The sequence below is a fragment of the Thiemannella venezuelensis genome, from assembly GCF_014203605.1.
In the GTDB taxonomy this organism is placed as follows: domain Bacteria; phylum Actinomycetota; class Actinomycetes; order Streptosporangiales; family Streptosporangiaceae; genus Planomonospora_A; species Planomonospora_A venezuelensis.
On record NZ_JACHJJ010000038.1, the window covers coordinates 1 to 25646 of the forward strand.

Consider the following 25646-nt stretch of genomic DNA (forward strand, 5'->3'; position numbering starts at 1 on the left):
CGCCTCGCGCCGGGGGGCGCGCCCCCCCCCCCCCCCCCCCCCGCCCCCCCGGCCGCCCCCCCGCCCCCCCCCCCCCCCCCCCCCCGCGGGGGGGGGGGGGGGGGCCCCCCCCCCCCCGCCCCCCACCCCCCTTTCCCCTTCCTCCGGGCGGGGCGCTCCCGGGAAGGGAAAAGGGCCGGCCCGAGCAGGCGGCGCCGTGCTCCGCCCCTCCTTCCCGCCGTACCGCCCTGCCCGCGAGGAGGGCACCGGCAGGGAAAATCGCCTCATCTCCCTCGGTAGTCGGCCGATCACTCGGATATGAGCGCTCTCCGTACCTGGTGGCTGGTGGCGGCCGCGATGGCCGCCGGCGCCGTCATCGCGATGACCGCCGGCACCCTGATCGGCGAGATCGCCTACTTCGGCAGCTACGCCGCCGTGTGCGCCGCCGCCTGGTGGGCGGCGGCGCGTACCACCGGGACCCCGGGGTCGCGCGTCGACCGGCGGCCCTGGCGGCTGATCGCCCTGGGCCAGACGCTCCTGCTGGTCGGCGACGCGACGGCGTCGGCCTTCTGGTACATCTCCCCGGAGACCGACCCGACCGGCTGGATCGACGCGCCCTGGCTCGGCGGGTACGCCGCGATCGGCGCCGCCATCATGATGATGGCCCAGCGGCGGGCCCGCGGGCAGCTGCGCGAGGCGCTGCTGGACATGCTGACCCTGGCCACCGCCGCGACGCTCGGCATGTGGCGCTTCATCGCCGCCCCGGCGCTGGAGAAGAGCGACGGGCAGTACACCGCCGGCGTCCTGCTCGAGGCGTCCTTCATGGTCGCCGATGTGGTGATCATGTCGGCCGTGCTGCTGCTGGTGCTCTCCCCCGGAACGCGCGGCGTGCCCACCCGCCTGATGATCGCTGCGGGCGCCGGCCGGCTCGTCGCCGACATCGGGCGCATGATGTGGACCGTCATGGACCTGACGCCGCTGGTCAACGGGGTGATCCTGGTCGCCAACGCGCTGATGGTGATCGCCGTCATGCACCCGGGGCGGGAAGAGCTGGCCCGGCCCGGCCGCCGGACCCGCACCCTGCACCCGACCCGCATCCTCTTCCTCGGCCTGGCCCTGCTCACCGCCCCGGCCATCGCGGTGGCCGAGAGCTCCGGCTCCCTCGGGGAGCGCCTGACCCTGCTCGCCGCCACCGTCGCCGCCAGCTTCTTCGTGCTCGCCCGCTTCACCGCCGCGGTGCGCCAGCAGGAGCGCGCCGAGCGGCTGCTCACCTACCAGGCCTCCTACGACCCGCTGACCGGCCTGGCCAACCGGCGCACCCTCTTCGACCGCCTGGAGGACTGCGCTCCCGGCGACGCGCTGTTCTACCTGGACCTGGACGGCTTCAAGGCGGTCAACGACACCCACGGCCACGAGGCCGGCGACGCGCTGCTCGTCGAGATCGGCCGTCGGCTGGGCTCCGCCGTACGCGAGGACGACCTGGTGGTACGGCTCGGCGGCGACGAGTTCGCCCTGCTGTGCCCGCAGCCCCACCCCGGCACCGAGATCGCCGAACTCGCCGAGCGGCTGCTGCGGGTCGTCGCCGAGCCCGTCGGCTACCGCGGCCACGAGCTGCGCGTGGGCACCAGCGTCGGCATCGCCGTCTCCCACCGGGGCACCTCCCCCGGCGACCTGGTCCGCAACGCGGACGCCGCCATGTACGAGGCCAAGCGCGGCGGCCGCGGCCGCTGGGTGCTGGCCGACCCCGCCCCGGGCGGGACCGGCCTCGCCCTGGCCGGCTGACCTTCTCCGTACCGGTCCGCCCGCCGCCGCGCCCGCGGGAGTGTGTTCCTCAGCACAATCGTCGCGCTGCCGATGAAGGGGAGACATCCCGGGGAATTCTGGAGAGCACATGGCAGCACGGCTGGCGAACCTGAGCGTCACGCAGCGACTCGCACTGATCGTCGTGACAGGGGCGGTGACGGTCGGCGCCGTGATGGGCATCGGCATGCACTCCCAGAACCAGCTGGTCACCGAGGCCGGGCTGCTGCGCACCCTGGAGCAGGCCAAGGCCGCCCTCAACCACCTCGACACCCGTGAGTCGGAGCTGAAGGTCAACGCCTACCGCTCGGTGATCGAGGAGGACCTGAGCGACGTGGCCGCCGACATGCCCGACGACGTGGCGTCGGTGACCGAGGCCGTGGCGCAGCTGGACGCGCTCGCGCTGCCGCCGGAGGCCCGTACCCGCCTGGACGCGGTGCTCCCGGACATCGAGGAGTTCAGCGTCTTCGTGACGGCGTTCGTGGAGCAGGCCGGGCAGGACAAGGCCGCCGTGCGGGAGCGCCAGCCCGAGATCGCCGAGCGCAACGGCGCGGTCGACGACAAGCTGGAGGCGGTGCACGCCACCGTGGACTCCGCGATCGAGACCGCCCGCACCGGCATGGACGAGACCGTCGCGCAGACCCGGCTGGTCTCGCTGCTGGTCGGCCTGGGCGGCGCGGTGCTGCTGGTGGGGCTGTGCATCCCGCTGGGCCGCTCCATCACCCGGCCGGTCCGCCGGATCGGCCAGGCGCTGGCCGCGGTGGCCCAGGGCGACCTGACCCCGCGGACCGACATCACCACCGGCGACGACCTGGGCCGCATGGCCCAGGCGCTGAACCAGGCCCTCGAGCACATGCGTACGGCCGTGCGCACCATCGGCGCCTCCGCCGACGAGCTGGCCTCGGCCTCCGAGGAGCTGACCGTCACCAGCGGCCAGATCGCCGCCGGCGCCGAGGAGACCAGCACCCAGGTGGGCACGGTCGCCGCCGCCGCCCAGCAGGTCTCGGGCGACGTGCGCACGGTCGCGGCCGGCTCCGGGGAGATGGGCGCGGCGATCCACGAGATCGCCCAGAGCGCCAGCGAGGCGGCGAAGGTCGCCGCGCAGGCGGTCACCGCGGCCGGTACGACCAACGAGACCGTCGCCAAGCTGGGCGCCTCCAGCGCCGAGATCGGCTCGGTCATCAAGACGATCACGAGCATCGCCGAGCAGACCAACCTGCTGGCGCTCAACGCCACCATCGAGGCCGCCCGCGCCGGCGACGCCGGCAAGGGCTTCGCGGTCGTCGCCGGCGAGGTCAAGGACCTGGCCCAGGAGACCGCCAAGGCCACCGAGGACATCGCCAGGCGGGTCGAGGCCATCCAGGCCGACACCGAGAGCGCCGTCGCCGCGATCGCCGAGATCAGCGACATCATCGCGCGGATCAACGACTACCAGCTCACCATCGCCTCGGCGGTGGAGGAGCAGACCGCCACCACCAACGAGATGAACCGCAGCGTGGCCCAGGCGGCCTCCGGCACCGACCGGATCGCCGAGACCGTCTCCGGCGTGGCCGCCGCGGTCCAGCTCACCAGCAGCGGCGTCAGCCAGGCCCAGCAGGCCGCCGAGGACCTCGCCCGCATGTCCGCCGACCTGCAGACCATGGTCTCCAGGTTCCGCACCTGACGATCCCTCCGCCGGAGCCGCCGCGCGGCCCGGATCCCGGTGCCAGGTCCGATGCCCGCCGGTACCGGCGGGCGATCCCGCCGACCATGGGGGCATGGGTTACCAGATCCGGGCCATCGGCCCCGAAACCGTGAGATCCCTGCTGGAGACCGACGACGCGGGCCGCCCGCCCCGGCTGTCGGTCGACGAGGCCGGCGGCAGCCCGCTGCGCTGCTGCCTGTCCAGGGCCCGCCCGGGTGAGCGGATCGCGCTGGTGTCGTACGCGCCGCTGCGGCGCTGGGCGGCGGAGACGGGCGCCGACCCCGGCCCCTACGACGAGCTGGGCCCGATCTTCCTGCACGCCGGCGGCTGCCCCGGCCCCGGATCCGGGCCGGGCTGGCCGCAGGCGCACCGCGGGCCCCGCGTGCTCCGCGCCTACGCCGCCGCCGGGCACATCCTCGAAGGGCGCCACCTGGCCGCCGGGGCCGACGCCGAGACGGCGTTGAAGGAGCTGCTGGACGATCCGGAGGTGGCGGTGGTGCACGTGCGCGCCGTCGCGTTCGGCTGCTTCCAGTTCGAGGTGCGGCGCGCCTGACCGGCTCCGCCCGGCGGCCGGTCCCCCGGCCGGACGCACCCGCCGGGGGACCGGGAACATCGGGCGGCAGGCGGTGGTTACTTCTCTCCGTGGACGGTGTGCCCAGTGTCCCCGGGCCTCACCTATACGCCTTCGCGGACTACCGTACGGCTGGAGCCGCGTTGTGCCTTCCGCCGAGAGGCGACCGGCACACCGCCCACGCGTCGTCGGCCCCGCCGGGATCCCTCCCGGCGGGGCCGGCGGCGTTTCCGGCGGCTGTGCTCAGGGGCGCTGCGGCTCGAAGTGCATCGCGGTGATCCCGCAGCCGAACGGGCGGGCGGCCACGAGGCGGAGCTGCTGCCGGCCGTCGGGGAACACCGGCATCCCGGCACCGATCGCGACCGGGTTGACGAACAGGTGGAGCTCGTCGAGCAGGCCCTCGGCGATCAGGTTCGACACGAGCGTGCCGCCGCCGTAGGCGATCATGTCCCCGCCGGGCCGGGCCTTGAGCTCGCGGATGGTCGCGGCCAGGTCGCCGCCGGCGACGGTGGCGTTCTTCCAGGGCGACTCGGTGAGACTGTTGGAGATCACGACCTTGGGCGTGTTGTTCATCCAGTCGATGGACTCCTGGTCCTCACCCTCGGGGCCGGACTCCCAGGCCGGGATGAACCCCTCGGCGAGCTTGCGGCCCAGCACGATGCAGTCGACCGGTTTGGTGAGCGCGTCGATGTAGGCGCTCACGTCGTCGGTCCACGGGAACGTCATCCAGTCCATCCCGCCGCCCGGACCGGCCATGTAGCCGTCGACGGTGGTCTGGACCTGGAGCTTGAACGTGCGCATGCGGTGCTTCCTTCCAGCGTTCGGTGCGATGGCGGGACATCAGGGCGCGGAGGAGCCGCCCGGCGGCTCAAGCCTCCGGCACGGCCGCGTTCATGTCCATGGAGAACACGTCCCAGTGGTGGCCGTCGAGGTCCAGGAAGCCGCGGCTGTACATGAAGCCCTCGTCCATGGGCGTTCCGGCCGCCGAGCCGCCCGCGGCCAGCGCCGCGTCGGCCAGCTCGTCGACGCGCTCCCGGTTCTCCACGCCCAGCGCGAAGATCGCCTCGGCCGTCTTGTGCGAATCGGCGATCTCCTTGCTGGTGGCACCGGCGAAGAAGTCCTCGGTCAGCAGCATCGCGTAGATGTCGTCGCCGATGACCACGCAGGCGGCCCGCTCGTCGGAGAACCGCTCGTCCAGGGAGAAACCGAGCGCGGAGAAGAAGCCCTTGGACGCGTTCAGGTCCTTGACCGGCAGGTTGACGAACATCTGGGTAGGCATAGGGAGCCTTTCTGTAGGAGCCGGGCACTGCGGTAGTGTCCCTAGGACATGTCAGTTTCTGATGGACACTGTGTCCGTCGGACGCGTGATGTGTACGTTAGACACAATTAGGGGTGCCAGGCAAGCGTCCGATGCGGCGCAGGGTCGGAACGGAGGGTGGATGTCCACCTCGGGCGAAGAGATACGCGCAGCTCAGAAGGGCAGTGTGGAGTTGTTGTGGGGGGCGCGGACAAAATCGGCGCGCGGCCCCCGGCCCGCCCTGAGCCTGGAGTCCATCGCGCGGACCGCCACGGACATCGCCGACGCCGAAGGGCTGGCGGCCATCTCCATGCAGCGGGTCGCCGCCGATCTCGGCTTCACCAAGATGTCGCTGTACCGCTACGTCGCCAGCAAGAACGAGCTCCTCGCGGTCATGATCGACACCGCGGTGGGCGAGCCCCCGGACCTGTCCGCGGTGCCCGGCTGGCGGCCCAGGCTGGAGGAGTTCGCCCGGCAACTGGCCGAGGTGTGGACCCGGCATCCCTGGCTGCCCCAGATCACGCTGGGCGAGCGGTTCATGGGGCCCCGCGAGGTCGGCTGGATCGAGAGCGCCGTGGCGGCCCTGCACGGCACCGGGCTCACCGGCCGCGAGCGGCTGGACGCGGTCTTCCTGCTGTTCGGCCACATGCGCTACACGCAGTCGATGGCGACCGCCGGCACCCAGCCGTGGACGGCCGGCGAGGAGCCCGGCTCGGACATGACAGAGCTGATGACCCGGTACGCCGAGCGCTTCCCCGCCCTCACGGCGGCGATCGACGGCGCCCGCGGCGCGCCCCACGACAACGGGCGGGCATTCGGCCTGCGGTGCCTGCTCGACGGCCTGGGCACCCTCATCGAGGAGCGCGCGGCGCACTGAGACCGGCGGCTCCGGGAGCGTGCGTCCCCGTGGCGCCCGTGTCCTGGCGCCCGTGTCCTGGCGCCCGTGTCCTGGCGCCCGTGTCCTGGCGGCCTCGGACGCGGTGCCGGGCGTCAGGTGCCCAGGAGTTCCGCGATGCGCAGGGCGCCGGGGCCGATGATGATGACGAACAGCGCCGGGAACAGGCAGAACAGCAGCGGGAAGAGGATCTTGATGGGAACCTTCTGGGCCGCCTCCTCGGCGCGCTGGCGGCGGCGCAGCCGCATCTCCCTGGCCTGCTCGCGCAGCACGTTCGCGATCGGGATGCCCAGCTCGCCGGCCTGCACCACCGCCGAGGCGAAACCGCGCAGCTCCGTCACGGTCGTACGGTCGGACATGGCGCGCAGCGCGTCGGCGCGGGGCTTGCCGAGCTGCATCTCGCGCAGCACCCGGGCGAACTCCCCCGCCATCGGCCCCTCGGCGTTGGCCCGGACCTGCGCCACGGCCGCGTCGAAGCCCAGCCCGGCCTCCACGCTGACGGTCAGCATGTCGAGGATGTCAGGCAGTGTCCGGGTGATCTCCTGCTGGCGGCGCACGCCCAGGTTGTAGACCAGCAGGTCCGGCAGGAAGAACCCGGCGGCGCCCATCGCGGCGGCGACGGCCACCAGCGCGCCGCCCAGGCCGGAGCCGTACAGCAGGCCGAGCAGCGCACCGCCCAGCAGCCCCAGGCCTTTCATCTGCATGACCCGCTCGACCGGCCACTTCGGCGGATTGCCCGCGTAGGTGAGCGAGCGGTTCATCCGGGTGACCATCCCGGCGGGGGTGAGCCTGCGCGCGAGCCGGCCGAACCGGCCGGCGAGCGGGCGCAGCACCCGGTCGGCGAACGGCTCGGCCGGCGGCCCGGATCCGGCCCCGCCCGCGCCGTAGACGCGCTCGACGGCCTCCAGCCGCCCCGGCTCCACCCGGGAGACGCGGCCCGGAGCCAGCGCCCGTACGGCGAGCACGGCGGCGCCGGTCAGCGCCCCGATCCCGGCCAGCATCAGCAGCAGTCCCACCGGCTCAGACCTCCACCTTGATCAACCGGCTCATCCAGAAGGATCCGGCGGCCACCAGCAGCACCGCGGCGCCCAGCATCGCGATGCCCAGCGGCTCGGTGTAGAGCGGGCGCACGTACTCGCCGCGGATGAGGAACATCCAGCCGCCGATGCCGATCGGCAGCGCGATCAGGACGTAGGCCGACAGCCGGCCCTCGGCGGTCAGCGCGCGCACGTGCCGGCGGAGCCGGGCGCGCTCGCGCATGGTGTCCACCGCGGTCGCCATGATCTCGGCCAGGTTCCCGCCGACCTCCCGCTGGATGCGGATCGCCATCACCAGCCAGGACAGGTCCCGGCACGCGGTGCGCTCGGCCGCCTTCTCCAGCGCGTCCTCCAGGTCCACGCCGAGCCGGGTCTCGGCCAGGGCCTTGCCGAACTCGGTGCTGACCGGCTCGGCCGACTCCCGCACCAGCGCGGCCAGCGCCTGTCCGAGGGAGAAGCCCGAGCGCAGTGAGCCGACGACGAGCTGCAGCGCGTCCGGGAGCTGCTCGGCGAAGCGGCGGGCCCGCGCCGCGGCACGGTGCCGGCGGTAGAGGCCGCAGCCCGCCCAGCCCAGGCCCGGGCCGAGCAGGATCCCGGCCACCGGCGGCAGCAGCAGGGCGAGCAGGACGGCGCAGGCGAACGCCACGCCCAGCCGCAGCAGCGTCCACTCGTGCGGCAGCAGCCGCATCCCGGCCTGCTCCAGCTCGACGGCGAGGCGCTCGTGGCGGCCCCGGGCGCGCACCACCCTCTCGGTCAGCGCCAGCGCCGCACCCGGCACTCCGAGGCCCCCGGCGATCCCGGCGCCCGCGGGCGCGCCCCCGTGCGCGACGAAGCGCTCCAGCTGGGCGAGCCGCCCGCCGTCCAGGCCGCGGCGGGGCCGTACCAGCGCCGCGGCGGCCAGCGCCACGGCGGCCAGCAGCGCGCCGCCGCCCGCAGGGTAGAGCCAGTCCGGCGGCCCGGCGACCGTGACGGCGGCCGGGGGCGCCCCCGGGCCGCCCGCCCGCGGATCGGCCGCGAAGGTCACCGCCATGGAGGTGCTCACCACCCCGCCCGCATCCGCCGGAGTGGAGGCGGGCCCCGGTGCGGGAACGTCCGCCGCGGGCCCGGCCGGCCGCGCCTCGACCGTCAGGCGCGCCGCCCTCCCGGCCAGCTCCCCCGGCACCCGTACGGTGACCCGCACCGGCGGGGAGAACGCCGCCGCGGCCGACAGGAACGCCGCGGCCAGCTCCCGGCCCCGGGTGGCGCGGCGGACCCGCCCCCCGCCGCCCTCGGCGATGCGCCGCAGCGCGGCGGCGTCGATCCCCTCCCCGAAGGCCACCACGTCGACCGCGGCCCCGGCGCCGCGCAGCCGTACGGCCAGCAGGTCCAGGGAGGTCCGCGAGGAGGTGTCGGCCCCGTCCGACAGCACCAGCAGCCGCCGGTCACCGGCCTCCTCCCCGGCCAGCAGCGCCGCCCCCGCCTCGACCCCGTCGTACAGGGCAGTGCTGCCCTGCGCCCGCACGCCGCGCACCGCCGCGGCGAAGGCCGCCCGGTCGGCGGTGGGCGCCAGCAGGGTCTCGGCCCGGTCGCCGACCCGGACCAGGCCGAGCCGCACGTCGGAGGGGACGGCGCGGGCGTAGTCCAGCGCGGCGTCCTGCGCCTGGGCGAGAGGCGGGCCGGACATCGAGGCGCTGGCGTCGAAGACGATCACGACGGACCGGTCCGGGCCGTCCCCGCCGCCCGCGCCGGCGGTCCCGGCGGGCTCGACGGTCACCGGCAGCACCGCGCCCTCACCCGCGCCCTCACCCGCGCCCGTCTCCCGGGCGCGCACGGTGACCCGCGCGGTCTCCAGGGACATGCCCGGCGGCAGGTTCCTGGCGGTCAGGTAGAACTGCGCCCGCCCCGGCGTCGTCCGCACGGCTCCCGCCGCCAGCGACGGCTCGCCGTCACCCCACGCCGCGGGCGCCGGGGCGCCGAGCAGCAGGGTGAGCAGCAGGGTGAGCAGGACGCCGGGCAGGCCGTGGCGCCCCGGGCGGGGCGGCGCGAGGAGGTCCCGGCCCGGCCCGGCCGGATACCGGAACACCCGGCCGCTCCGGCCGCTCCGGCCGCTCCGGCCGCTCCGGCCGCTCCGGCCGCTCCGGCCGCTCCGGCCGCTCCGGCCGCAGAAGCGTGTCACAACACGCCGCCGAACGTGCCCGGCGGGATGGTGACGCCCGCCTTGGCGATCTCGTCGAGGAAGCGCGGCCGCAGCCCGCTCGGCACCAGCGTGCCGCGGTAGCGGCCGGTCGCGTCCATTCCCGCCCGGTAGTCGAACACGAAGATGTCCTGGAGGGTGACCACGTCGCCCTCCATGCCGGTCACCTCGGTGACGTGGGTGATGCGCCGCACGCCGTCCTTCATCCGGGTGACCTGCACGATCACGTCGACGGCGGAGGCGATCTGCTCCCGGATGGCCCGCGCGGGCAGGTCCACCCCGGCCATCAGCACCATGGTCTCCAGGCGGGCCAGCGTGTCGCGCGGGGTGTTGGCGTGCACGGTGGTCAGCGAGCCGTCGTGGCCGGTGTTCATGGCCTGGAGCATGTCGAGGGCCGCGCCGTCGCGGACCTCGCCGACGACGATGCGGTCCGGGCGCATGCGCAGCGCGTTGCGGACCAGGTCGCGGATGGTGACCTCGCCCCGGCCCTCGGTGTTGGCCGGGCGCGACTCCAGGCGCAAGACGTGCTTCTGGCGCAGCTGCAGCTCGGCGGCGTCCTCGATGGTGACGATGCGGTCGCCGGCCGGCACGAAGCTCGACAGCACGTTGAGAGTGGTGGTCTTGCCGGAGCCGGTGCCGCCGCTGATCACCATGTCGAGGCGGCCGCGCACGCAGGCCGAGAGCACCTCGGCCACCGGACGGGTCAGCGTGCCGAACGCGATCAGGTCGTCGACGGTGTAGGGATCCTTGGAGAACTTGCGGATGGTCAGGATGGAGCCGTCCAGCGCGATGGGGCTGACCACGGCGTTGACCCGGCTGCCGTCGGGCAGGCGGGCGTCGACCATCGGGCTGGCCTCGTCGACGTGCCGGCCGACCCGCGAGACGATGCGGTCGATGACGCGCCGCAGGTGGGCGTCGTCGGCGAAGCGGGTCTCGACCTCCTCGATCCGCCCGGACCGCTCCACGAAGATCAGCTCGGGGCCGTTGACCATGATCTCGCTGACGTCGGGGTCGCGCAGCAGCGGCTCCAGCGGGCCGTGGCCGAGGATGTCGTCGGTGACCTCGTCGGCGATGCGGGCCCGGTCGGCGGCGGTCAGCGGCGTCTCCTCGGCGGCCAGCACCTCGCCGACGGTCTCGCGTACCCGCCGCCGCAGGTCGTCGTCCCCGCCGACGTCGGCGTACATCTGGGGGCCGAGCACGTCCAGCAGCGCCTGGTGCACCCGGCGGCGCACCCCGGCCAGCGGGTCGGCGGCCCGGACCGCGGCGGCCGCCGCGGTCCCGTCCCCGGCGGGGCCCGGCGCCCGTTCGGCGGCGTCCTGCGGTACGGCGGCCGCGCGCCGCCGGGCGATGCGGTCGTTGAGTCCCACCGGCGTCAGCCCTCCTCTCCACGCTCGAATCCCACGACCGGTCCCGCGACCGGTCCCGCGATCGGTCCCGCGTCCGGTGCCTGCCCCGTCCGGCCGCCGGATCGCACGGTCAGCCCCTCACCCGGCGCAGCAGCCCGCGCCGCCCGCGTTCGCGGCGCGGGGGGCCGGCCGGCGCGGCGTGCAGGTGCCGGGTCGCGATCTCGGCGATGGCCCGGCTGACCGGGTGGGCGGGGTCGCCGGCGGTCAGCGGCACCCCCCGGTTCAGCGAGAGCGGCACGTCGGCGCTGGAGGGGATGTGCGCGTGCGGCGGCACCCGCAGCACCCGCTCGACGTCCTGCGGGGTCAGCCCGACGGGTGAGCCGGAGCGGTTGAGCGCCACGATCCGCCGCTCGGCGAGGTGGCCGAGCAGATCGAGGGTCTCCAGCGCGATGCGGGTGTTCTTCAGCGTCAGCACGTCGGGTGCGGCCAGCACCAGGAAGTGGTCGGTGACGTCGAGCGCGGCCAGCAGCGGATCGGAGAAGTGCGGCGGCGTGTCGACGACGACGTAGTCGAACATGTCCCGGGCCAGGCGCAGCACCTCGCCCACCAGCGGCGCGCCGACCTGCTCGCCGTCGGTCGGCCGGACCGGGGCCAGCAGGGTGTCCAGGCCGGGCCGGTACGGCGTCAGCAGCGAGCGCAGCCCGGTCTCGTCGAGCCGGTCGGCCATCGCGACCGCGTCGGCGAGCCCGCGCTCGGGGGTCAGCTGCAGTGCGATCGCCACGTCGCCGAACTCCACGTCCAGGTCCACCAGCAGGACCCGGTGCCGGCCCCCGGCGGCCAGCGCCACCGCCAGGTTGGTGGCCACGGTGGTCTTGCCGCAGCCGCCCTTGGTGGCCAGCACCGTGACGATCCTTCCGGGGCGGGCGTCGGGAACGCCGGGGACGCCGTGGGTGTCGTGGGTGTCGTGGGTGTCGTGGGTGGCGGGCTGCGGGGCCGACATCCGCCGCGACAGCTCCAGCGAGCGCCCGCACGCCTCCAGCACGGCCCCCGCGTCGCGCGGGTCGGCGACCTCCCGGATACCGGCCCGCAGCGCCTCCCGCAGCAGGCCCGCGCCGGCGTGGGCGCACAGCAGCACCACGCCCGTCGCGGGCCCGCGCAGCCGCTGCTCGGCGGCGAAGGCCGCCGCCTCGGCGGATGCGGCGCCGGGGCCGAAGAGCACGAGCGGCTCGCCCGGATCCTCCGCCATCAGCGCGGCCAGCCCGGCGGGGTCCGCCGCGGTCCGTACGGCGTGCCCGGCCTGCCCGAGCAGTGCGGCGAGCTCCGCGGCCGCGGCGGGCTGCGGCTCGTACAGGATCGTCACCGCCCCCTCCCGCCGGTCGTCGCCCCGCCCCGTGCGGTCACGGGCGCGCCCTCCTCCGTCGCGGGCCCGCGGTCCCGTCCGGTCAACGTCGTCTCCTCGTGGTCAGCGGAACAGCGAATGGTTGTCGACGCCGGGGCCGGGGCCGACGTCGGCGGTGTCGGTGAGCAGGCCGAGGTAGAGGGTCCCGGTCTGGGCGGCGTGCACCAGCCGCTCGGCCTCGTCCTGGTTGACCGCCACGGTCACCAGCAGCGTCCGTTCCTGCTGCGGGTCCTGCTCGGCGGCGTCGGCGGGCTCGGCCGCGGAGGCGGCGGCGCGGCGCGGTCCCACGGCGAGCACCTGGACGCGGGGCAGCAGCACCCGGGTGGCCCGGTTGGTCTCGTGGCCCTCGGCGAGCCGGTCGCCCGAGGGCACCCCCGTCCTGCCCTTGAGCACGTTGAAGGTGTCGAAGACGACCACCTGCGTGTCGGGGCGCACGTACCCGGAGACGTCGGCGGCGGCGGTCATCTCCACCGAGACCGCCATCTTTCCCTCGGGGATCGGCAGTCCGCCGGTCGTCCTCTCCGGCGCGGCGAACATGCCGCGCAGCAGCAGCTGGCGCGGCTGGAGCCCGGCGGTGAGCGCCAGTGCGTCCAGGCCGGCGTCCACGGCGCCCAGCGCGTCGGCCGGGACGGTCTCGGCGGGCATGCGCACCTGCTCGACCAGCCCTCCGGCGCGGATCTGCTCGCCGGTGGTCCCGGCCGGGACGGCCTTCTTCGCCACCAGTACGGCGACCGCCTTCTTGCCCGCCAGCGCCCGCTCCTCGGCGCCGGAGACGTAGACCAGCACGGCGGCGGCGCCGGTCAGGGCCAGCGCCAGCGCGGCCAGCAGCGTGAGCATGCGCGACCTCAACCCGTTCCCCCTAACCGATCAGCGTCACGATGGCGGCGCCCAGGTCGGGGCCGCCGATCGTGCCCTTCGCCGGGACGAGGGCGCGGGTGAAGTAGCCGTAGACGCACTTGTCGGACCCCCCGCAGCGGCTCAGGCCGGTCAGCTTCGACGGCTCGGAGGCGCCGGGCAGGGCATAGCCGGTGATCACGAACGGGGCGAACCCCTCGATGGTGTAGCGGGTGTTCTGCCCGCTCCCCCCGACCTGGCGGAAGATCGGCAGGTAGGTGACGACCCGCTCGCCGCGGGCGTCGGCCAGGACCCGCTCGCACGCCTTGGACGGGGACACGCCCGGGTCGCCGCCGTAGGTGCCGTCGGCCTCGACCAGCACCGAGCAGGTGTCGTCGAGGTCGTCCAGCCAGCCGAACCCGCCGGGGCTGTCGCCGCCGGAGCCGCGGGTCGTGCACGTCCGGGCCGTGGTGGTGTGCAGGTGGAGCACGACCTCGGCCGAGCCGGGCACGGCCGCGGGCGGCGCGGGCGCGAACACCGTGCCGCCCGCGGTGGCCTCGCGCCACTCGCACAGCGAGACGGTCAGGCCCAGGCCGCGGGCCCGCAGCGGCGGACCCCAGGCGGCGCGGGCGCAGGCCCGCACCTCGGCCCCGGCGTAGCCGCCCCTGCCGAGCAGGGTCTGGGCGAGGACCGGCGGCAGCAGGGTGCTGCCGCCGGGCAGCCGGGAGCGGGTGCGCGCCTCCACGTACACCGCGGTGGCCGGCGGCTCGCCGATGCAGGCGGTCAGGTTGGCGGCCGGCGGCGGGCAGCCGGGCAGGCCGCCGTTGCCGGTCCGCCCGCACAGCGTCTCCACTCCCGAGGTGCCGTCCTTGGCGTTGGCGTCGGCGTAGCGCTGCGCGGTGGCGGCGGGGGCGGTGCCGCACCGTCCGGCGTCGCGGGCGCACTGCTCGGCCACGGCCATGGCGGCGGAGTCCGCGCCGCTCTGCAGTTCCTCGCGCTCGGCGTAGAGCCGGCCGACGTCGACGGCGAGGGCGCCCATGCCCAGCAGCACCCCGCCGGCGACCAGCACGCAGACGAGGACGGCGATGCCCCCCTCGTCGCCGCCGCGCCGCAGGAGCCCGCCGCGCCGCAGGAGCCCGGCGGGGCGCGGGGCCCGCACACGCCGCGGGGCCCGGGCCGGCGCCGGCGTGCGGGCCCCCGCCCGCGCCTTCGCGGGCCCTAGCCGAGACACGGCATGACCCCCCTGCCGGACAGGGTGATCGGCCCGTCCAGGCCGCCGCCGAACAGCGCCGCGAGCCCGGCCACCGGGGTGACGAACTCGAAGGGGTGCCTGACCTCGACGACGGCGTCGGCGCCGGGGTCAGGAGCCGCGGGGCAGGCGGTGACCGTGCTGGACAGGGGCGAGAGCCCCTGCGCGGCGGACTCCACCCGGGGTCCGGCCGGATGTCCGAGGGCGACGGCCCGCGCGCCTTCGCGGGCGGCCCCGGTGAGGATGATCTGTGCGTTGAACATGCGCCCGAAGTCGATGACCGCGAAGAGGAGGAAGAGGATCACGGGGAGCATGAGCGCCGTCTCCACGGAGGCGGCGCCCAGTTCCATGGGGCGCGCCGTACGGGCGGTGCGGCCCGGCTGCACGGGGACGCCCAGCCGGGGCACGCGATCAGCCGATCTTGTCGAGGACTTCGCTGAACTTCAGGTCCAGGCCCTGACCGAGCAGGATCACGGTGCCGACGATGACGGCCGCGATGAGCGCCACCATGAGGCCGTACTCCACGGCCGTGGCGCCGCGGTCACGACCGGAGTCGTCGAGCAGGGCCTGGAGCTTGAGGTAAAGACCGATCATGGTGCACTCCTCCGTGAGCTGCGCGCCACCGACGGTTTCCATCGGCGATGGCTTTCCGTAACGTGGCTGACACGCTAGGTGCCGATCGGTTGCCGGAAACGGTGCAGAACGGGTGCGAAATCGGTGCGAGTTACCTTTTGTGCTTACATATGCACTTTAAGTTACTCATTACTGACCGGAACAGTACTCAGGGGCGGGCCCGCGCCAGCAGCGCCCCGACGCGCACCGCGAGCTCCCGCGGGCTGAACGGCTTGACCATGTAGTCGTCCGCGCCCGCCCGGAACCCCTCCTCCACGTCGGCCTCCTGCGCCTTCGACGTGAGCATGAGGACCACCACACCCTCCAGTCCGGGCATCGCGCGCAGCCTGCGGCACACCTCCGGTCCCGAGAGCCCCGGCATCATCCAGTCCAGGATCACGATGTCGGGCCGCTGCTGCTCCAGCGCCGTCAGCGCCTCCATCCCGTCGCCCGCCGTACGCACCTCGTGGCCGGCCTGCTCCAGCCGGAACACGGTCAGATCCCGGATGTCGAGATCGTCCTCGACGATCAGAACGCTGCTCATGATCACCCCGTGACGTTTCCCCAGAAAAAGCCCCTTGGCCAGCGTTCATACCCGCTTCCCCGGTTCTAGGCCTCCAGAACGAGGACGGCCCCCGGCCGCCCCGCCGTTCCTCAACTCCGCGGCGCTCCTTCCGATGGGGACAAGGAAGTCCACTCGAGACGGCATGAGACGGGAGACACAGATGCGCAGGCTGGACGGTGACACCGCCGAGGCGGTGAGGACTGCCGCCCGTCCCCGGATGCCCCGGCAGCTCAGCCGTACCGGAGGACTGGCGCTGGCCTGCATCATGCTGGTGGTCGGGCTGATCGTGACCACGGTCGCGGCCGGCGCGCTGGCCGAAGCCCAGCGCAGGGAGGCCGCCGGGCGCATGGACCGCCACCTGGAGGTGGTACGCACCGTGATCGCCGCCGAGGCCCACCGGCGCGTGGAGCTCCTGGGCCACCTGGCGTCCGCGGTGGGCACCCAGGCGAACCTGACCGCGGAGGACTTCGACGCGCTCACCTTCCGGCTCGCCTACCGCGGGCTGGCCGGGGTCAGCGAGGTGGGATTCGTCGTCTCCGCCGACGACGAGAACGTGCAGGCCCTGCAGCAGCTGTGGCGCGACCGGGGAGCGACCGGCCTGACCCTGCGGCCCGTACGCGCCGACGAGCACCGGCTCGTCGTGCTCACCCGCAGCCTGGACGGCCTCTCGACCGCGCTGGGCCTGGACCTGGCGGCCGCCCCCGAACCCTCCCAGGCCATGGACGCCTCCCGGCGCAGCGGCCAGGTCACCGCCAGCCACGCCTACGTGCTGCTGCGGGACCGCGCACTGCCGATCGCCCGCCAGCGGGCCTCGTTCGTCCTGGCCGCGCCGGTCTACGGCTCCGCCGGCACCCCCGACTCGGGCCTCCTGCGCGGCTGGCTGCTGATGGGCGTGCGCGGCAGCGACTTCGTCAACGGCATCCTGCAGCAGGTCTCCCAGGGCCTCCTCAACGTGACGCTGACCGACGTGTCCGTGCCCGGCCAGGAACGGCGGCTCGCCGACATGCACACCGGCGAACCGCTCGCCGACACCCGCCTGCACCGGGAGACGACGATCGACGCCGCCGGCCGGCGCTGGAAACTGGAGATCCGGCCCACCACCCGGTTCGCCTCCGCCGGCGACGACCACCTCCACCAGGTGGTCCTGGGCTTCGGGGCGCTGGCCAGCGTGCTCCTGGCCGGCCTGATCCTGGTCCTGGTCACCTCGCGCAACCGGGCCCTGGCCCGTGTGGAGCAGGCGACCGCGGCGCTCCAGGCCGACATCGAGCAGCGGCGGCAGGTGGAGATCCGGCTGCGGGAGCGGGAGGCCGAGCTGGAGGGCTTCGCCGCGGTCGCGGCCCACGACCTGAAGTCCCCGCTCACCGTGGTGGCGGGATACTGCGAGCTCGTGGAGGACCACCTCTCCGAGCGCTCCGACCCTCAGGTGAACACCTGGCTGTCGCGGGTGCGGGCCGGGACCCGCAGGATGCAGCAGCTCATCGACGACCTGCTGAACTACGCCGCCGCCGGGGACGGCTCCCTGGACCTGGCCGAGATCGACCTCAACACGATGGTCGGCGACATCGTCGCCGAGCGGACCTCCCATCTCGACCACGACCGGCCGCACATCGAGTCAGGACGGCTCCCGGTGGTCGTCGCCGACCCGGCGCGGCTCCGGCAGGTGCTGGACAACCTCATCGGCAACGCGATCAAGTACGTGCGGCACGGCGTCGCCGCCCAGATCGACATCAGCGCCGAGCAGGACGGGCCGATGTGGCGGATCGCCGTCGCCGACCACGGCATCGGGATCGCCCCCGACCAGCGCGACGCCGTCTTCGGCGCCTTCAACCGGGCCCGCGGCAGCGAGGGCTACCCGGGCACCGGCCTCGGCCTCGCCATCTGCCGCCGGATCGTGAACCACCACGGCGGGGAGATCCACGCCGAGGACAACACCGGGGGCGGCTCCCGCTTCGTCTTCACCCTGCCCGTGGCGCCGGCCCCGGCCGGCGGGGCGGGAACCGCGCCGGCCGGGGAGAGGGCGGCGCTCCCGGTGCCGCGGTAGGACGGCGTCCCCGGACCGCCGTCCCGGTGGCGGCCCGTGCGGCGGTTACGCCTGCTCAGCGGGAGGGTAGGAAAGCAGATGGCCCGAAATCCGGACAGCTCGGCTGTAGCGGGACTGAAACCCACCACGACCGTTCCAGAACAACCATGAGCGTGAGTGGGAGGCTCCGATGGCTTCCATCCCCATACCAGCCGATGAGGCCGAGCGCGTGGCGGAACTGTCCACGCTGCAGTCGCTGACGAACGTGCCCGAGCCCGACTTCACCGGCATCGCCCGGCTGGCCGCGACCGTCTGCCAGGCGCCGCTCGCGCTGGTCACCCTCATCGACGCCGAGGGGCAGACCTACAAAGGCCGCTTCGGCGTCACCGTGACCCGCGGCGGCCGGGAGGCGACGGCGTGCTCGTACGTCATCTGCAGCCGTCAGGTGCTGGAGGTACCCGACGCGCTGGCCGACGAGCGCTTCACCGGCAACCCCTGGGTGACCGGTGAGCCGTACGTGCGCTTCTACTGCGGCGCGCCGATCGTCAGCAGCAACGACCACGCCCTGGGCGCGGTGTGCGTGATGGACCACATGCCGCGCCACCTGTCCGAGTCCCAGCACCAGGCGCTGACCACGCTGGCCGCCTCCGTCGCCGGTCAGATGGAGGCCCGCTACTACACCCAGCGGGCCGATGAGATCATCTCCCGGCTGCGGGAGGTGGAGGAGCTGAAGAACCAGTTCCTGCGGACCGTCAACCACGAGCTGCGCACCCCGCTGACCTCGATCTCCAGCTACCTGCAGCTGATCCAGGACGGCGGGCTGGACGAGGTGACCGAGCAGAAGTTCCTGCGGGTGATCGAGCGCAACAGCCACCGCATCCTGACGCTGATCGACGACCTGCTGCTGATGGCCAGCCTCAACGCCCGCACCGCCGCCCACCACCCGGTCGAGGTGGACCTGGCCGGGCTGGCCCGGCGCGCGGTGGACAAGGTCCAGCCCGTCGCCCGCAGCGGCCACCTGGTCGTGGCCGTGCACGCCCCCGTCCCGGTGATGGTGTGGGCCGACAGCGCCCGGCTGGAGCACGCGCTGGCGCAGGTGCTGGACAACGCCATCAAGTTCACCCCGCCCGGCGGGAGCGTCATCGTCGTCGTCGAGAGCGAGCCGGTCCCGACGATCGAGGTGCGCGACACCGGGATCGGCATCACCCCGGCGGATCTGGAGCACGTGCTGGAGGACTTCTACCGCGGCGGCGAGGCGGAGGACCGGGCGATCGGCGGCACCGGTGTGGGGCTGTCCATCACCAACAAGATCGTCCAGTTGCACAGCGGGCACGTGCACATCGACAGCCGGCCCGGCCGCGGCACCCGCGTGCGCATCAGCCTGCCCTCCGCGACCGATGACGCGGCGCCGGCGCAGACACCGGCACCGGCGCCCGACCTCGCGAAGCCGAACGGCCATCCCGTCCCGGCCCGGGCGGGCTCGAAGACCGGCCGTTCCCGGCCGGGACCCGCGCGGTAGACCGGACGGCAGGCGATACGGCAGGCGATTTCGCCTTCGATTACCGGTATGCCGGCAATGAGTGCCATGAATTGTCGGCGTGCGCGCGACACGCCGGGTGAGACGTGGCTTTCCGATTCGGGTTCCAATAGGGTCCTCCGTTATGAGTGGAGGTAAGCCTGGGCGCCCGTCCAAGGGGCCCCGAACCGCGCAGACCATCCGGTTCCCGAACGATCTGCACCAGGCGATGAAGCAGCGCGCCGTCGAACTGGGATATGACAACTTCCAGGACTACGTCGTCGACTTCCTCGTCGCAGCCCACGACCGTTCCGTGAAGGTGCCCGGCCCCCGGCGCAAGCAGGATCCGCTTCCGCTCGCGGGCTGAGCCCCGACCGCAGCCGCGCAGGCCGTACGGCGTGCGCCGAAAGGAGTGACCGAGGGGAAGGCAGACCGCCCAGGATGGCGGACCCTCACAAATAGAGAAGGCCCCCGCGCCGTTCTACCGCCAAGCAGAACGCAGGGGCCCCTCATTGAGGCGAACATCGACCCGGCTCGTGTCGGCTGAGGCTTTCGCGTGCCTGGCCGGTGTCCTGATGTCTGGAGTCCACGATAGACGATGGATCCCGGGCTCTGCCAGTCATGCCCGAAACCGGCGTGTCGCATTCGGGTGATAGTGGCCTAGCCCAACACGTACAACGCAATTGCCGCACATCCCCCGAGGAGCGGCCCGGCCGCCCGCGCCGCCGTCGCGCGCGCCGCCGTACCGCCTGCTACGAGGATCCCGACCGGCTGCCCGCGGTCCCTCCCCGGACCTGGTTCCGGGGGGTCCGCCTGATGCGGGCGCGCGGGACGGTCGTCCACGACTGCGTGCACCGCATGGCGCGTCACCTGTCCCACCACGCGCACGAGAGCGGCCGGCTCGACGACATGCCGGGCATCATCCGCGCCTACGCCGCCTACCACCACCTGAGCGAGCGGACCGGCTGGAAGGACCTGGGGCGGGTGATCGCGCTCGGCCTGGCCCGCCAGGTGCACGCCGCCGCCCCCGGCCGCCCCGCCCGCTACACGCTCTGCATGGACCTGGCCGGGCTGCCCGGAGACTTCCCCAAGAGCCTCGCCCGGGCGATCGGGAAGGTCGCCGACGACCCGGCCCGGCGGGCCGGGGGCAAGCCGACCCTCGCCTCGGCGCACGCCGTGCTCGCCGAGTGCGTGACGGTCCAGTACGGCGGTCCACATGCCCAGAGCAAGATCGTTGAACTCGGCTGTGGAAGAGTTCACACGTCTCCTTATATAGCAAAGGGCCCCACCCCTCCCCCGTCGCGATCTCTCCCGCTGCACGGCCGGGACGATCACCGGCCGGAGCTTTGGGGGGATGAATCCGGCGACGAGGACGAGCGGCCGAGCCCCGTCTGGCGGAAGCACGGCTACGACGAGCTCCGGCGGGCCCGTGACGCGCTGCGGCGGTGCCTGCCGCGCTGGCGAGCGCAGCGAGAGGGCGTCGTCATCCCCGGCACCGAGGTGCCGGGGGCTTCCGAGCTGGCCTCGCTTGAGCACCTCGTGGCGCTTCTGATGCGATATGTCCCGTTCGGTGAGACGGTGGAGCTGCTCACCGTCCAGGTCGCCTCCGCCCAGAGGATCGAGGGCGTCGTCCGCTACCGGATCGGCTCCTGGCTGCGCTCGTTCCGGCGCCGGCGTGACCTCCCCATCGACGAGGACGGGGCCGGTTACCGGAGGATGCAGGAGCGGCTGGCCGCCCGGCGCGCCCGGTCCAGCCCCGAGGTACGGCGGGCGGTGGTCGAGCTGGCGCACGAGCTCTCCGTCCGCCAGGTGTTCAGGGGCGGGCCGCAGTGCGCCCGGGCCCAGCGCATCGAGGAGGCAGCGGAGGAGGCGCTGCGGGCCGCGCGGGAGCGGGAGCGCACGCGGGGGGATGCGGAGCTCGCCCGGACGGAGGCGGTCGTGCTGGCCGAGGAGGCGGCCGAGCTCGCCATGAGGCGGCGGAAGGAGAGGGCGGAGATCCGCGAGCAGGCCATCCTGCGGGCCCGGCGGGAGAAGGCCCGGCGGGACCGCGGCGAGGCGCTTCCCGCCCTCCCCGCCGGTCCCGGGCCGCTCCCCCCGGTCGGGGGCCCGCACCGGTCTGACGGCTCCGGGCTCGTGCGCACCGCGGGGGACCTGCCCGCCGTACGGCCCGCAACCGGCCCGCACCGGTGGTGATCCTCTCCCGCTACGCCCGGTCGGCCCAATGGATACAGGCGGCCGGTTCGGAGGCCGCCGACCCGCGGGCAGGGTGCGCCGCAAGCGCCGCCCCGGAAGCACACGACGGTGTGAAAGCGGGCGGACCTTCTCAGCTGCCGCCCCGGACAGCCGATGGTGTGACGACCGACCGTGGGAACCGGATACGAGCGCATAGAGGTTGATATATGACGATCACGACGGAGAGAGTCCTGCAGAGCGATCCGCTGAAGATCGCCGACCGGTGCGACCAGTGCGGTGCCCAGGCGTTCGTCCGCGTCGTCTTCGGACCGAGCCGCGACCTGCTGTTCTGCGGCCACCACTACCACCGCAACGAGCTCACGCTGGTGACCCGGCACCCCTACATCACCGTGCGCGACGAGCGCCACAAGATCAACGAGAAGCCGAGCCTGTCCGCCAACGCCGACTGAGCACGCGGCTCCTCGGGCCCGTCCGTGCCGAGACGACGCCCGGCCGGCGGGCCGTCGGCCTCCGCCGCCGGTCCACCCGGACCCGCAGCGCACGTCCTTCGCGAGCCCCCGTCCCGGCGCCTCCCCCAGGTGCCGGGACGGGGGCTCACGCATGCCCGCCGCCGGGGGAGCAGGCGGGTCAGGGGTCGGAGGACTCTCCGCGTCCCGCTGGAGTCCTGCCGGTCACGGCGGGCAGGGTGAAGTGGAAGCGGGAGCCTCCGCCGGGATTGTCCTCGACGCCGATGGAGCCGCCGTGGCGCTCGACGATGCGCTTGCAGATGGCCAGGCCCAGCCCGCTGCCGGCGTAGCCGCTCTTGGCATGGGCGCGGTGGAAGTTCTCGAAGATCGCTTCGTGCTGTCCCGCAGGGACGCCGATGCCGCGGTCGGCCACCTCGACGCGGACCATGTCCGGTCCCTCGGGCGCCGAGGTGACGGTGACCTCGGGGGCGACCCCGGGCGCGGTGTACTTGACGGCGTTGCCGATCAGATTGTCCAGCAGCTGGCGCAGGAGCGCCGGGTCGGCGTGCACCTCGTGCAGGTCGCCGACGTGGAAGCGCGGCGTCCGCGTTCCGGTCAGGTGGGCCGGGAGGTCGCCGCGCGCGGTGACGACGTCCTGCACGACGTCCCGGAGGCTGACCCGGACGGGGGCGATGGCCGCGTCCCGGGCGGTGGTGTAGGCGAGCAGGTCCTGGATGAGGTTGCGCATCCGGGCGGTGGCGCGTTTGATCCGGACGATGCTCTGGCCGGCCATGTCCTGCCCGGCCATGTCCTGCCCGGCCATGTCCTGCCCGGCCATGTCCTGCCCGGCCATGTCCTGCCCGGCCATGTCCTGCCCGGCCGCGTCCTGCCCGGGGAGAGCGCCGGGGGCGCCGCCGGGCCGCGCCTCGATGGCCTCGCCGAGGACGTCGACCCAGCCTTCGACGGTGGTCAGCGGGTTGAGCAGGTCGTGGGAGACGATGCCGGCGAACGCGGCGAGCTCGTCGCGGTGCCGGCGTTCCGCGGTGACGTCGTGCAGGACCACGATGGCTCCGCCGCCGGCCGCGGGCAGGGGGATCGCGCCGACGTCGAGCACCCTGCCCTCGGGAACACCGGAGTTGCGCACCACCACGTCCATGCCGCGGATCTCCTGGCCGGCCAGGGCCCGCCGGTGCGGCATCTCCTCGTCGGGGAGCGGCCTGCCGTCGGGGCGGAACAGACCGTAGTGCTCGCTGCCGGCCATGGTGTCGGTGGAGCTGGTCACCCCGCCGAGCAGGCGCCGGGTGGCGGGGTTGCGCATCACGAACCGCCCGTCGGCGTCGATCACGGCCACCCCGTCGTGCATCGAGTCCATGATCGTGGTGAGGAGCCTGGCCTGGGCGGACGCCGACTCCTCGGCGGCGGTGAGCCGCCCCAGGAGCGCCTCGCGCTCGTCGCGGCTGAGCGCCAGCGCGAGCCCGATGATCGCCACCAGCCCGACGAAGATCTGCGCCACGAGAGCCCGGGCGGAGGGCGAGTCGACCGTGGCGAACGGGCCGTACCCGTTCAGCGTGAACAGGATGGCGGCGGCGCCCGCGAGCAGGTCGTGCAGGACCACGAAGGTCGTGCTGAACCGCAGGCCCGCCCAGACCGTCACGGCGAGCAGCGGGAACGCCAGGGGCAGCCCGTGCCGCAGGCCGAACGCCACGACGTAGGCGGTGACCGAGGCCAGCACCAGGGCGGAGCACTCGGCGACCCGCCACCTGCTCAGCCCGTGCACCCAGATCCGGAAGGCCTCCCAGCGGCGGGCCCCGCCGCGGGGGAGGGAGCCGAAGAAGCGGCCCAGGCGGATGCCGACCGCGCCGATCAGCACGATGCTCACGGTGTTGCGCGTCATCCACACCGCCGTGGTCATCCACGACCACTGACCGGTGACCACCCACACCGCGGTCGGGCCGAAGGCTGTGCCGCACAGCGTGCTGACGGCGGCGACGAACAGCAGCCGCCACAGATGGCGCACCCTGGCGAACCGTCCCCATCCCCCGGGATCCCACAGCTCTGGGCATAAACGTTTGAAAAGGTGCACGAAGACCCAGACCTGCACCAGGTTCGCCATGACGAAGCAGACCCCGAGGACCGTGGACGCGCCGGTCAGCACGTTGACGGCGAACGTGACCACCGTCAGCGCCACCACATCCGGCCACCAGGACCGCTCGTGGCGCTGCGCCATGAACCACAGCACCGCCACGCCCGCGGCGGGCCACACCAGACTCAGGCTCGCCCCCTCGATCACGGTCATCCGCCCGGCGACCACCGCGATCAGGTACAGCACGGTGAACATGAGGGTGCGGCGCAGCGCGGCCATTTTGGCCATCAGCGGGCCGTCCGCCGCGCCGTACCGGCGGCCGGGAGCGGTTCCGGCGCGACGGGAAGCGGCCGGGCGATCTCGAACAGGGTCACCGGGGTCTCATCCCCCACCGATGACCGACGGTAACGGTGTCGTCCGCCGGAGGGACGGGTTTTCCGGGTGTTTACCGGTAGCGTCGTCGCTGTCCGTGTGGGTGCAGAAACCGTGTCAGATCCTGGAGATTCCTCACATGCCGCCCTCGGCCGACGATAAATATCACATGTACCCCGCCGACAGGCCGACCGAGAACGGTTGGCACCGCATCCACATCGGCCGCCAGCCGATTCACGATGAGACCGGTGCCCTGGTGGCCTATGAGCTTCTCTTCCGGTCCAACTCGAAGGCCCAAGGGGCGACCGCGCGCGGTGCCGAGGCGACCAGCCAGGTCATCGTCAACGCGTTCAGCGAGTTCGGTTTGGAACGCCTGACCGGCTCGCGTCTGTGCTTCATCAACCTGACGCGTGAGTTCCTCGTCGGCGAGCTGCCGCTGCCGTTCGACTCCGGATCGGTCGTGCTGGAGGTGCTGGAGACCATCGACATCGACGAGCAGGTGGTCTCCGGCGTGCGGAAGCTGGCGGAGCAGGGCTTCGCCATCGCGCTCGACGACTTCGTGCTCGGAAACGACCACGAACGCCTGCTGGAGATCGCCTCCTACGTCAAGCTCGAGGTCTCCGGGGTGGACCCCGACGTCCTGCGGACGCGGGTCGAGGCCTGCCGCGCCTACGCGCACCTGCGCCTGGTGGCCGAACGGCTGGAGACCCAGGAGGACATGGACCTCGCCCGGGAACTCGGGTTCGAGCTGTTCCAGGGATACCTGCTGGGCAGGCCCCGGGTGCTGTCCCTGGACACGCTGGAGCCCAGCCGGCTGCGCCACCTGGAGCTGATCAGCAAACTCGCCGACGACGAGACCGACCTGGACGAGGTGGTGGCGATCGTCACCTCCGACCCCGCCCTGTCCTACCGCATCCTGCGCGCCACGAACTCCGCGGCGGTCGGCAGATGGCAGCGGGTCTCGTCGGTGAACGACGCGGTGGTGGTCCTGGGTACCGAGCGGTTGCGGCACTGGGTGACGCTGATGCTCCTCAGCGACGTGGTCGGCTCGGGCGACGGCGTCGACACCGAGCGCATGTCCCACGTCCTGGCCCGGGCCCGCCTCTGCCAGTTGTTGTCGAAGTCCCTGAGCCTGCCCAGCGACAAGGCGTTCACCGTGGGCCTGCTGACCGGCATCGCCGACCTGCTGGGCGTGCTCCCGGAGGAGCTGATCGCGCACCTGTCGCTCAGCCAGGACGTGTCAGCCGCGATCATCGACGAGCGCGGTCCGCTCGGCTCGGTCGTCATCGCCGCCAGGGCGTACGAGTCGGGCAGGATGCCCGACCAGGACGACGCGCACGGGAACCTGGCGCACGCCTTCCTGAGCGCCGTCGACTGGTCGATGAACATCGTCACCAGTGTCTGACCGGACGTGGGAACCCGCGAGGCCCGGTCAGGCGGTACGGCGCGCCCTGCGGCGACTGTAGCGTTACGCGTAACACGAAAATGAATCGAGCTACGCGTAATCATTTGCTGTCGCCTTCGTGGATTGCGATAACACCCGGTTAACGCAACTCAGGAATCGGATGGCGACGG

Annotated in this window: 22 protein-coding genes; 10 read left to right on the forward strand and 12 right to left on the reverse strand. The window is 73.6% G+C overall.

All coding sequences use genetic code 11. From position 1 onward, the window contains the following. Positions 1–297: 297 nt before the first annotated feature. The 3 genes from FHS22_RS34735 (at position 298) to FHS22_RS34745 (ending at position 4016) form a co-directional block, all read left to right on the forward strand. Complete coding sequence (locus FHS22_RS34735; RefSeq protein ID WP_184948449.1) at positions 298–1761, forward strand: GGDEF domain-containing protein; 1464 nt, start codon at positions 298–300, stop codon at positions 1759–1761. A 109-nt stretch (positions 1762–1870) separates the two neighbouring features. Then, complete coding sequence (locus FHS22_RS34740) at positions 1871–3442, forward strand: methyl-accepting chemotaxis protein (RefSeq protein WP_184948450.1); 1572 nt, start codon at positions 1871–1873, stop codon at positions 3440–3442. 94 nt (positions 3443–3536) lie between these two features. Continuing rightward, positions 3537–4016 (forward strand): DUF1203 domain-containing protein, encoded by a 480-nt coding sequence (locus FHS22_RS34745; RefSeq protein WP_184948451.1) that lies wholly within the window; start codon positions 3537–3539, stop codon positions 4014–4016. Positions 4017–4277: 261 nt separating this feature from the next. Here FHS22_RS34745 and FHS22_RS34750 read toward each other — a convergent pair whose 3' ends face one another. Next, complete coding sequence (locus FHS22_RS34750; RefSeq protein WP_184948452.1) at positions 4278–4835, reverse strand: dihydrofolate reductase family protein; 558 nt, start codon at positions 4833–4835, stop codon at positions 4278–4280. A 67-nt stretch (positions 4836–4902) separates the two neighbouring features. Next, positions 4903–5313, reverse strand: a complete 411-nt coding sequence (locus FHS22_RS34755) for a VOC family protein (protein WP_184948453.1) — start codon at positions 5311–5313, stop codon at positions 4903–4905. A gap of 205 nt (positions 5314–5518) precedes the next feature. Here FHS22_RS34755 and FHS22_RS34760 point away from each other — a divergent pair, with 205 nt between their 5' ends. Continuing rightward, entirely contained in the window at positions 5519–6208 is a 690-nt protein-coding gene (locus FHS22_RS34760) for a TetR/AcrR family transcriptional regulator (protein ID WP_338048095.1), read from the forward strand. Between the two features lie 113 nt (positions 6209–6321). Here the strand turns inward: FHS22_RS34760 and FHS22_RS34765 are convergent, their stop codons facing one another. The 9 genes from FHS22_RS34765 to FHS22_RS34805 all read right to left on the reverse strand — a co-directional run bounded on the left by FHS22_RS34765 (position 6322) and on the right by FHS22_RS34805 (position 15420). Continuing rightward, positions 6322–7242: a type II secretion system F family protein gene (locus tag FHS22_RS34765; protein ID WP_184948455.1), complete on the reverse strand. Its 921-nt coding sequence runs from the start codon at positions 7240–7242 to the stop codon at positions 6322–6324. Between the two features lie 4 nt (positions 7243–7246). After that, positions 7247–9325, reverse strand: coding sequence for a type II secretion system F family protein (locus tag FHS22_RS39080; protein ID WP_184948456.1), 2079 nt, complete (start codon positions 9323–9325; stop codon positions 7247–7249). 89 nt (positions 9326–9414) lie between these two features. Then, positions 9415–10803, reverse strand: coding sequence for a TadA family conjugal transfer-associated ATPase (locus FHS22_RS34775; RefSeq protein ID WP_184948457.1), 1389 nt, complete (start codon positions 10801–10803; stop codon positions 9415–9417). A gap of 109 nt (positions 10804–10912) precedes the next feature. Continuing rightward, positions 10913–12142, reverse strand: a complete 1230-nt coding sequence (locus FHS22_RS34780; protein ID WP_184948458.1) for a CpaE/TadZ family protein — start codon at positions 12140–12142, stop codon at positions 10913–10915. Positions 12143–12244: 102 nt separating this feature from the next. Continuing rightward, entirely contained in the window at positions 12245–13018 is a 774-nt protein-coding gene (cpaB, locus tag FHS22_RS34785) for a Flp pilus assembly protein CpaB (RefSeq protein ID WP_184948459.1), read from the reverse strand. Positions 13019–13040: 22 nt separating this feature from the next. Then, a complete protein-coding gene (locus tag FHS22_RS34790; RefSeq protein ID WP_184948460.1) occupies positions 13041–14174 on the reverse strand; it encodes a pilus assembly protein TadG-related protein in 1134 nt (377 codons plus the stop codon). Positions 14175–14233: 59 nt separating this feature from the next. Next, on the reverse strand, positions 14234–14671 hold the full coding sequence (locus tag FHS22_RS34795; protein WP_184948461.1) for a TadE/TadG family type IV pilus assembly protein: 438 nt from the start codon (positions 14669–14671) through the stop codon (positions 14234–14236). Between the two features lie 4 nt (positions 14672–14675). Beyond that, the gene (locus FHS22_RS34800) at positions 14676–14858 is read right to left on the reverse strand and encodes a Flp family type IVb pilin (protein ID WP_184948462.1); all 183 of its coding nucleotides are present in this window, start codon (positions 14856–14858) and stop codon (positions 14676–14678) included. 187 nt (positions 14859–15045) lie between these two features. After that, positions 15046–15420 carry a response regulator transcription factor gene (locus FHS22_RS34805; RefSeq protein WP_184948463.1) on the reverse strand — a complete coding sequence of 125 codons (375 nt, stop codon included), beginning with the start codon at positions 15418–15420 and terminating at the stop codon, positions 15046–15048. A 163-nt stretch (positions 15421–15583) separates the two neighbouring features. Here FHS22_RS34805 and FHS22_RS34810 point away from each other — a divergent pair, with 163 nt between their 5' ends. From FHS22_RS34810 to FHS22_RS34830, 5 genes are all read left to right on the forward strand, one after another. Continuing rightward, positions 15584–17482, forward strand: coding sequence for a sensor histidine kinase (locus tag FHS22_RS34810; protein ID WP_184948464.1), 1899 nt, complete (start codon positions 15584–15586; stop codon positions 17480–17482). A gap of 169 nt (positions 17483–17651) precedes the next feature. Next, a complete protein-coding gene (locus FHS22_RS34815; RefSeq protein ID WP_184948465.1) occupies positions 17652–18980 on the forward strand; it encodes a GAF domain-containing sensor histidine kinase in 1329 nt (442 codons plus the stop codon). Between the two features lie 142 nt (positions 18981–19122). Beyond that, positions 19123–19344, forward strand: coding sequence for a hypothetical protein (locus tag FHS22_RS34820; RefSeq protein WP_184948466.1), 222 nt, complete (start codon positions 19123–19125; stop codon positions 19342–19344). A gap of 449 nt (positions 19345–19793) precedes the next feature. Further along, a complete protein-coding gene (locus FHS22_RS34825) occupies positions 19794–21170 on the forward strand; it encodes a hypothetical protein (protein ID WP_184948467.1) in 1377 nt (458 codons plus the stop codon). Between the two features lie 206 nt (positions 21171–21376). Beyond that, positions 21377–21619: a DUF7455 domain-containing protein gene (locus FHS22_RS34830; protein ID WP_184948468.1), complete on the forward strand. Its 243-nt coding sequence runs from the start codon at positions 21377–21379 to the stop codon at positions 21617–21619. A gap of 178 nt (positions 21620–21797) precedes the next feature. Here the strand turns inward: FHS22_RS34830 and FHS22_RS34835 are convergent, their stop codons facing one another. Beyond that, complete coding sequence (locus tag FHS22_RS34835; RefSeq protein ID WP_184948469.1) at positions 21798–23987, reverse strand: ATP-binding protein; 2190 nt, start codon at positions 23985–23987, stop codon at positions 21798–21800. 223 nt (positions 23988–24210) lie between these two features. Between FHS22_RS34835 and FHS22_RS34840 the strand changes: the two genes are divergently transcribed. Further along, complete coding sequence (locus FHS22_RS34840; RefSeq protein ID WP_184948470.1) at positions 24211–25476, forward strand: EAL and HDOD domain-containing protein; 1266 nt, start codon at positions 24211–24213, stop codon at positions 25474–25476. The last annotated feature ends 170 nt before the right edge of the window (positions 25477–25646 follow it).

Excerpts from the sequence above, each read along its gene's own strand:
- FHS22_RS34735 (WP_184948449.1), top strand. The coding sequence starts at position 298 with ATGAGCGCTCTCCGTACCTGGTGGCTGGTGGCGGCCGCGATGGCCGCC.
- FHS22_RS34740 (WP_184948450.1), top strand. The coding sequence starts at position 1,871 with ATGGCAGCACGGCTGGCGAACCTGAGCGTCACGCAGCGACTCGCACTG.
- FHS22_RS34745 (WP_184948451.1), top strand. The coding sequence starts at position 3,537 with ATGGGTTACCAGATCCGGGCCATCGGCCCCGAAACCGTGAGATCCCTG.
- FHS22_RS34750 (WP_184948452.1), bottom strand. The coding sequence starts at position 4,835 with ATGCGCACGTTCAAGCTCCAGGTCCAGACCACCGTCGACGGCTACATG.
- FHS22_RS34755 (WP_184948453.1), bottom strand. The coding sequence starts at position 5,313 with ATGCCTACCCAGATGTTCGTCAACCTGCCGGTCAAGGACCTGAACGCG.
- cpaB (WP_184948459.1), bottom strand. The coding sequence starts at position 13,018 with ATGCTCACGCTGCTGGCCGCGCTGGCGCTGGCCCTGACCGGCGCCGCC.
- FHS22_RS34800 (WP_184948462.1), bottom strand. The coding sequence starts at position 14,858 with ATGATCGGTCTTTACCTCAAGCTCCAGGCCCTGCTCGACGACTCCGGT.
- FHS22_RS34805 (WP_184948463.1), bottom strand. The coding sequence starts at position 15,420 with ATGAGCAGCGTTCTGATCGTCGAGGACGATCTCGACATCCGGGATCTG.
- FHS22_RS34810 (WP_184948464.1), top strand. The coding sequence starts at position 15,584 with ATGAGACGGGAGACACAGATGCGCAGGCTGGACGGTGACACCGCCGAG.
- FHS22_RS34815 (WP_184948465.1), top strand. The coding sequence starts at position 17,652 with ATGGCTTCCATCCCCATACCAGCCGATGAGGCCGAGCGCGTGGCGGAA.
- FHS22_RS34820 (WP_184948466.1), top strand. The coding sequence starts at position 19,123 with ATGAGTGGAGGTAAGCCTGGGCGCCCGTCCAAGGGGCCCCGAACCGCG.
- FHS22_RS34825 (WP_184948467.1), top strand. The coding sequence starts at position 19,794 with ATGCGGGCGCGCGGGACGGTCGTCCACGACTGCGTGCACCGCATGGCG.
- FHS22_RS34830 (WP_184948468.1), top strand. The coding sequence starts at position 21,377 with ATGACGATCACGACGGAGAGAGTCCTGCAGAGCGATCCGCTGAAGATC.
- FHS22_RS34835 (WP_184948469.1), bottom strand. The coding sequence starts at position 23,987 with ATGGCCAAAATGGCCGCGCTGCGCCGCACCCTCATGTTCACCGTGCTG.
- FHS22_RS34840 (WP_184948470.1), top strand. The coding sequence starts at position 24,211 with ATGCCGCCCTCGGCCGACGATAAATATCACATGTACCCCGCCGACAGG.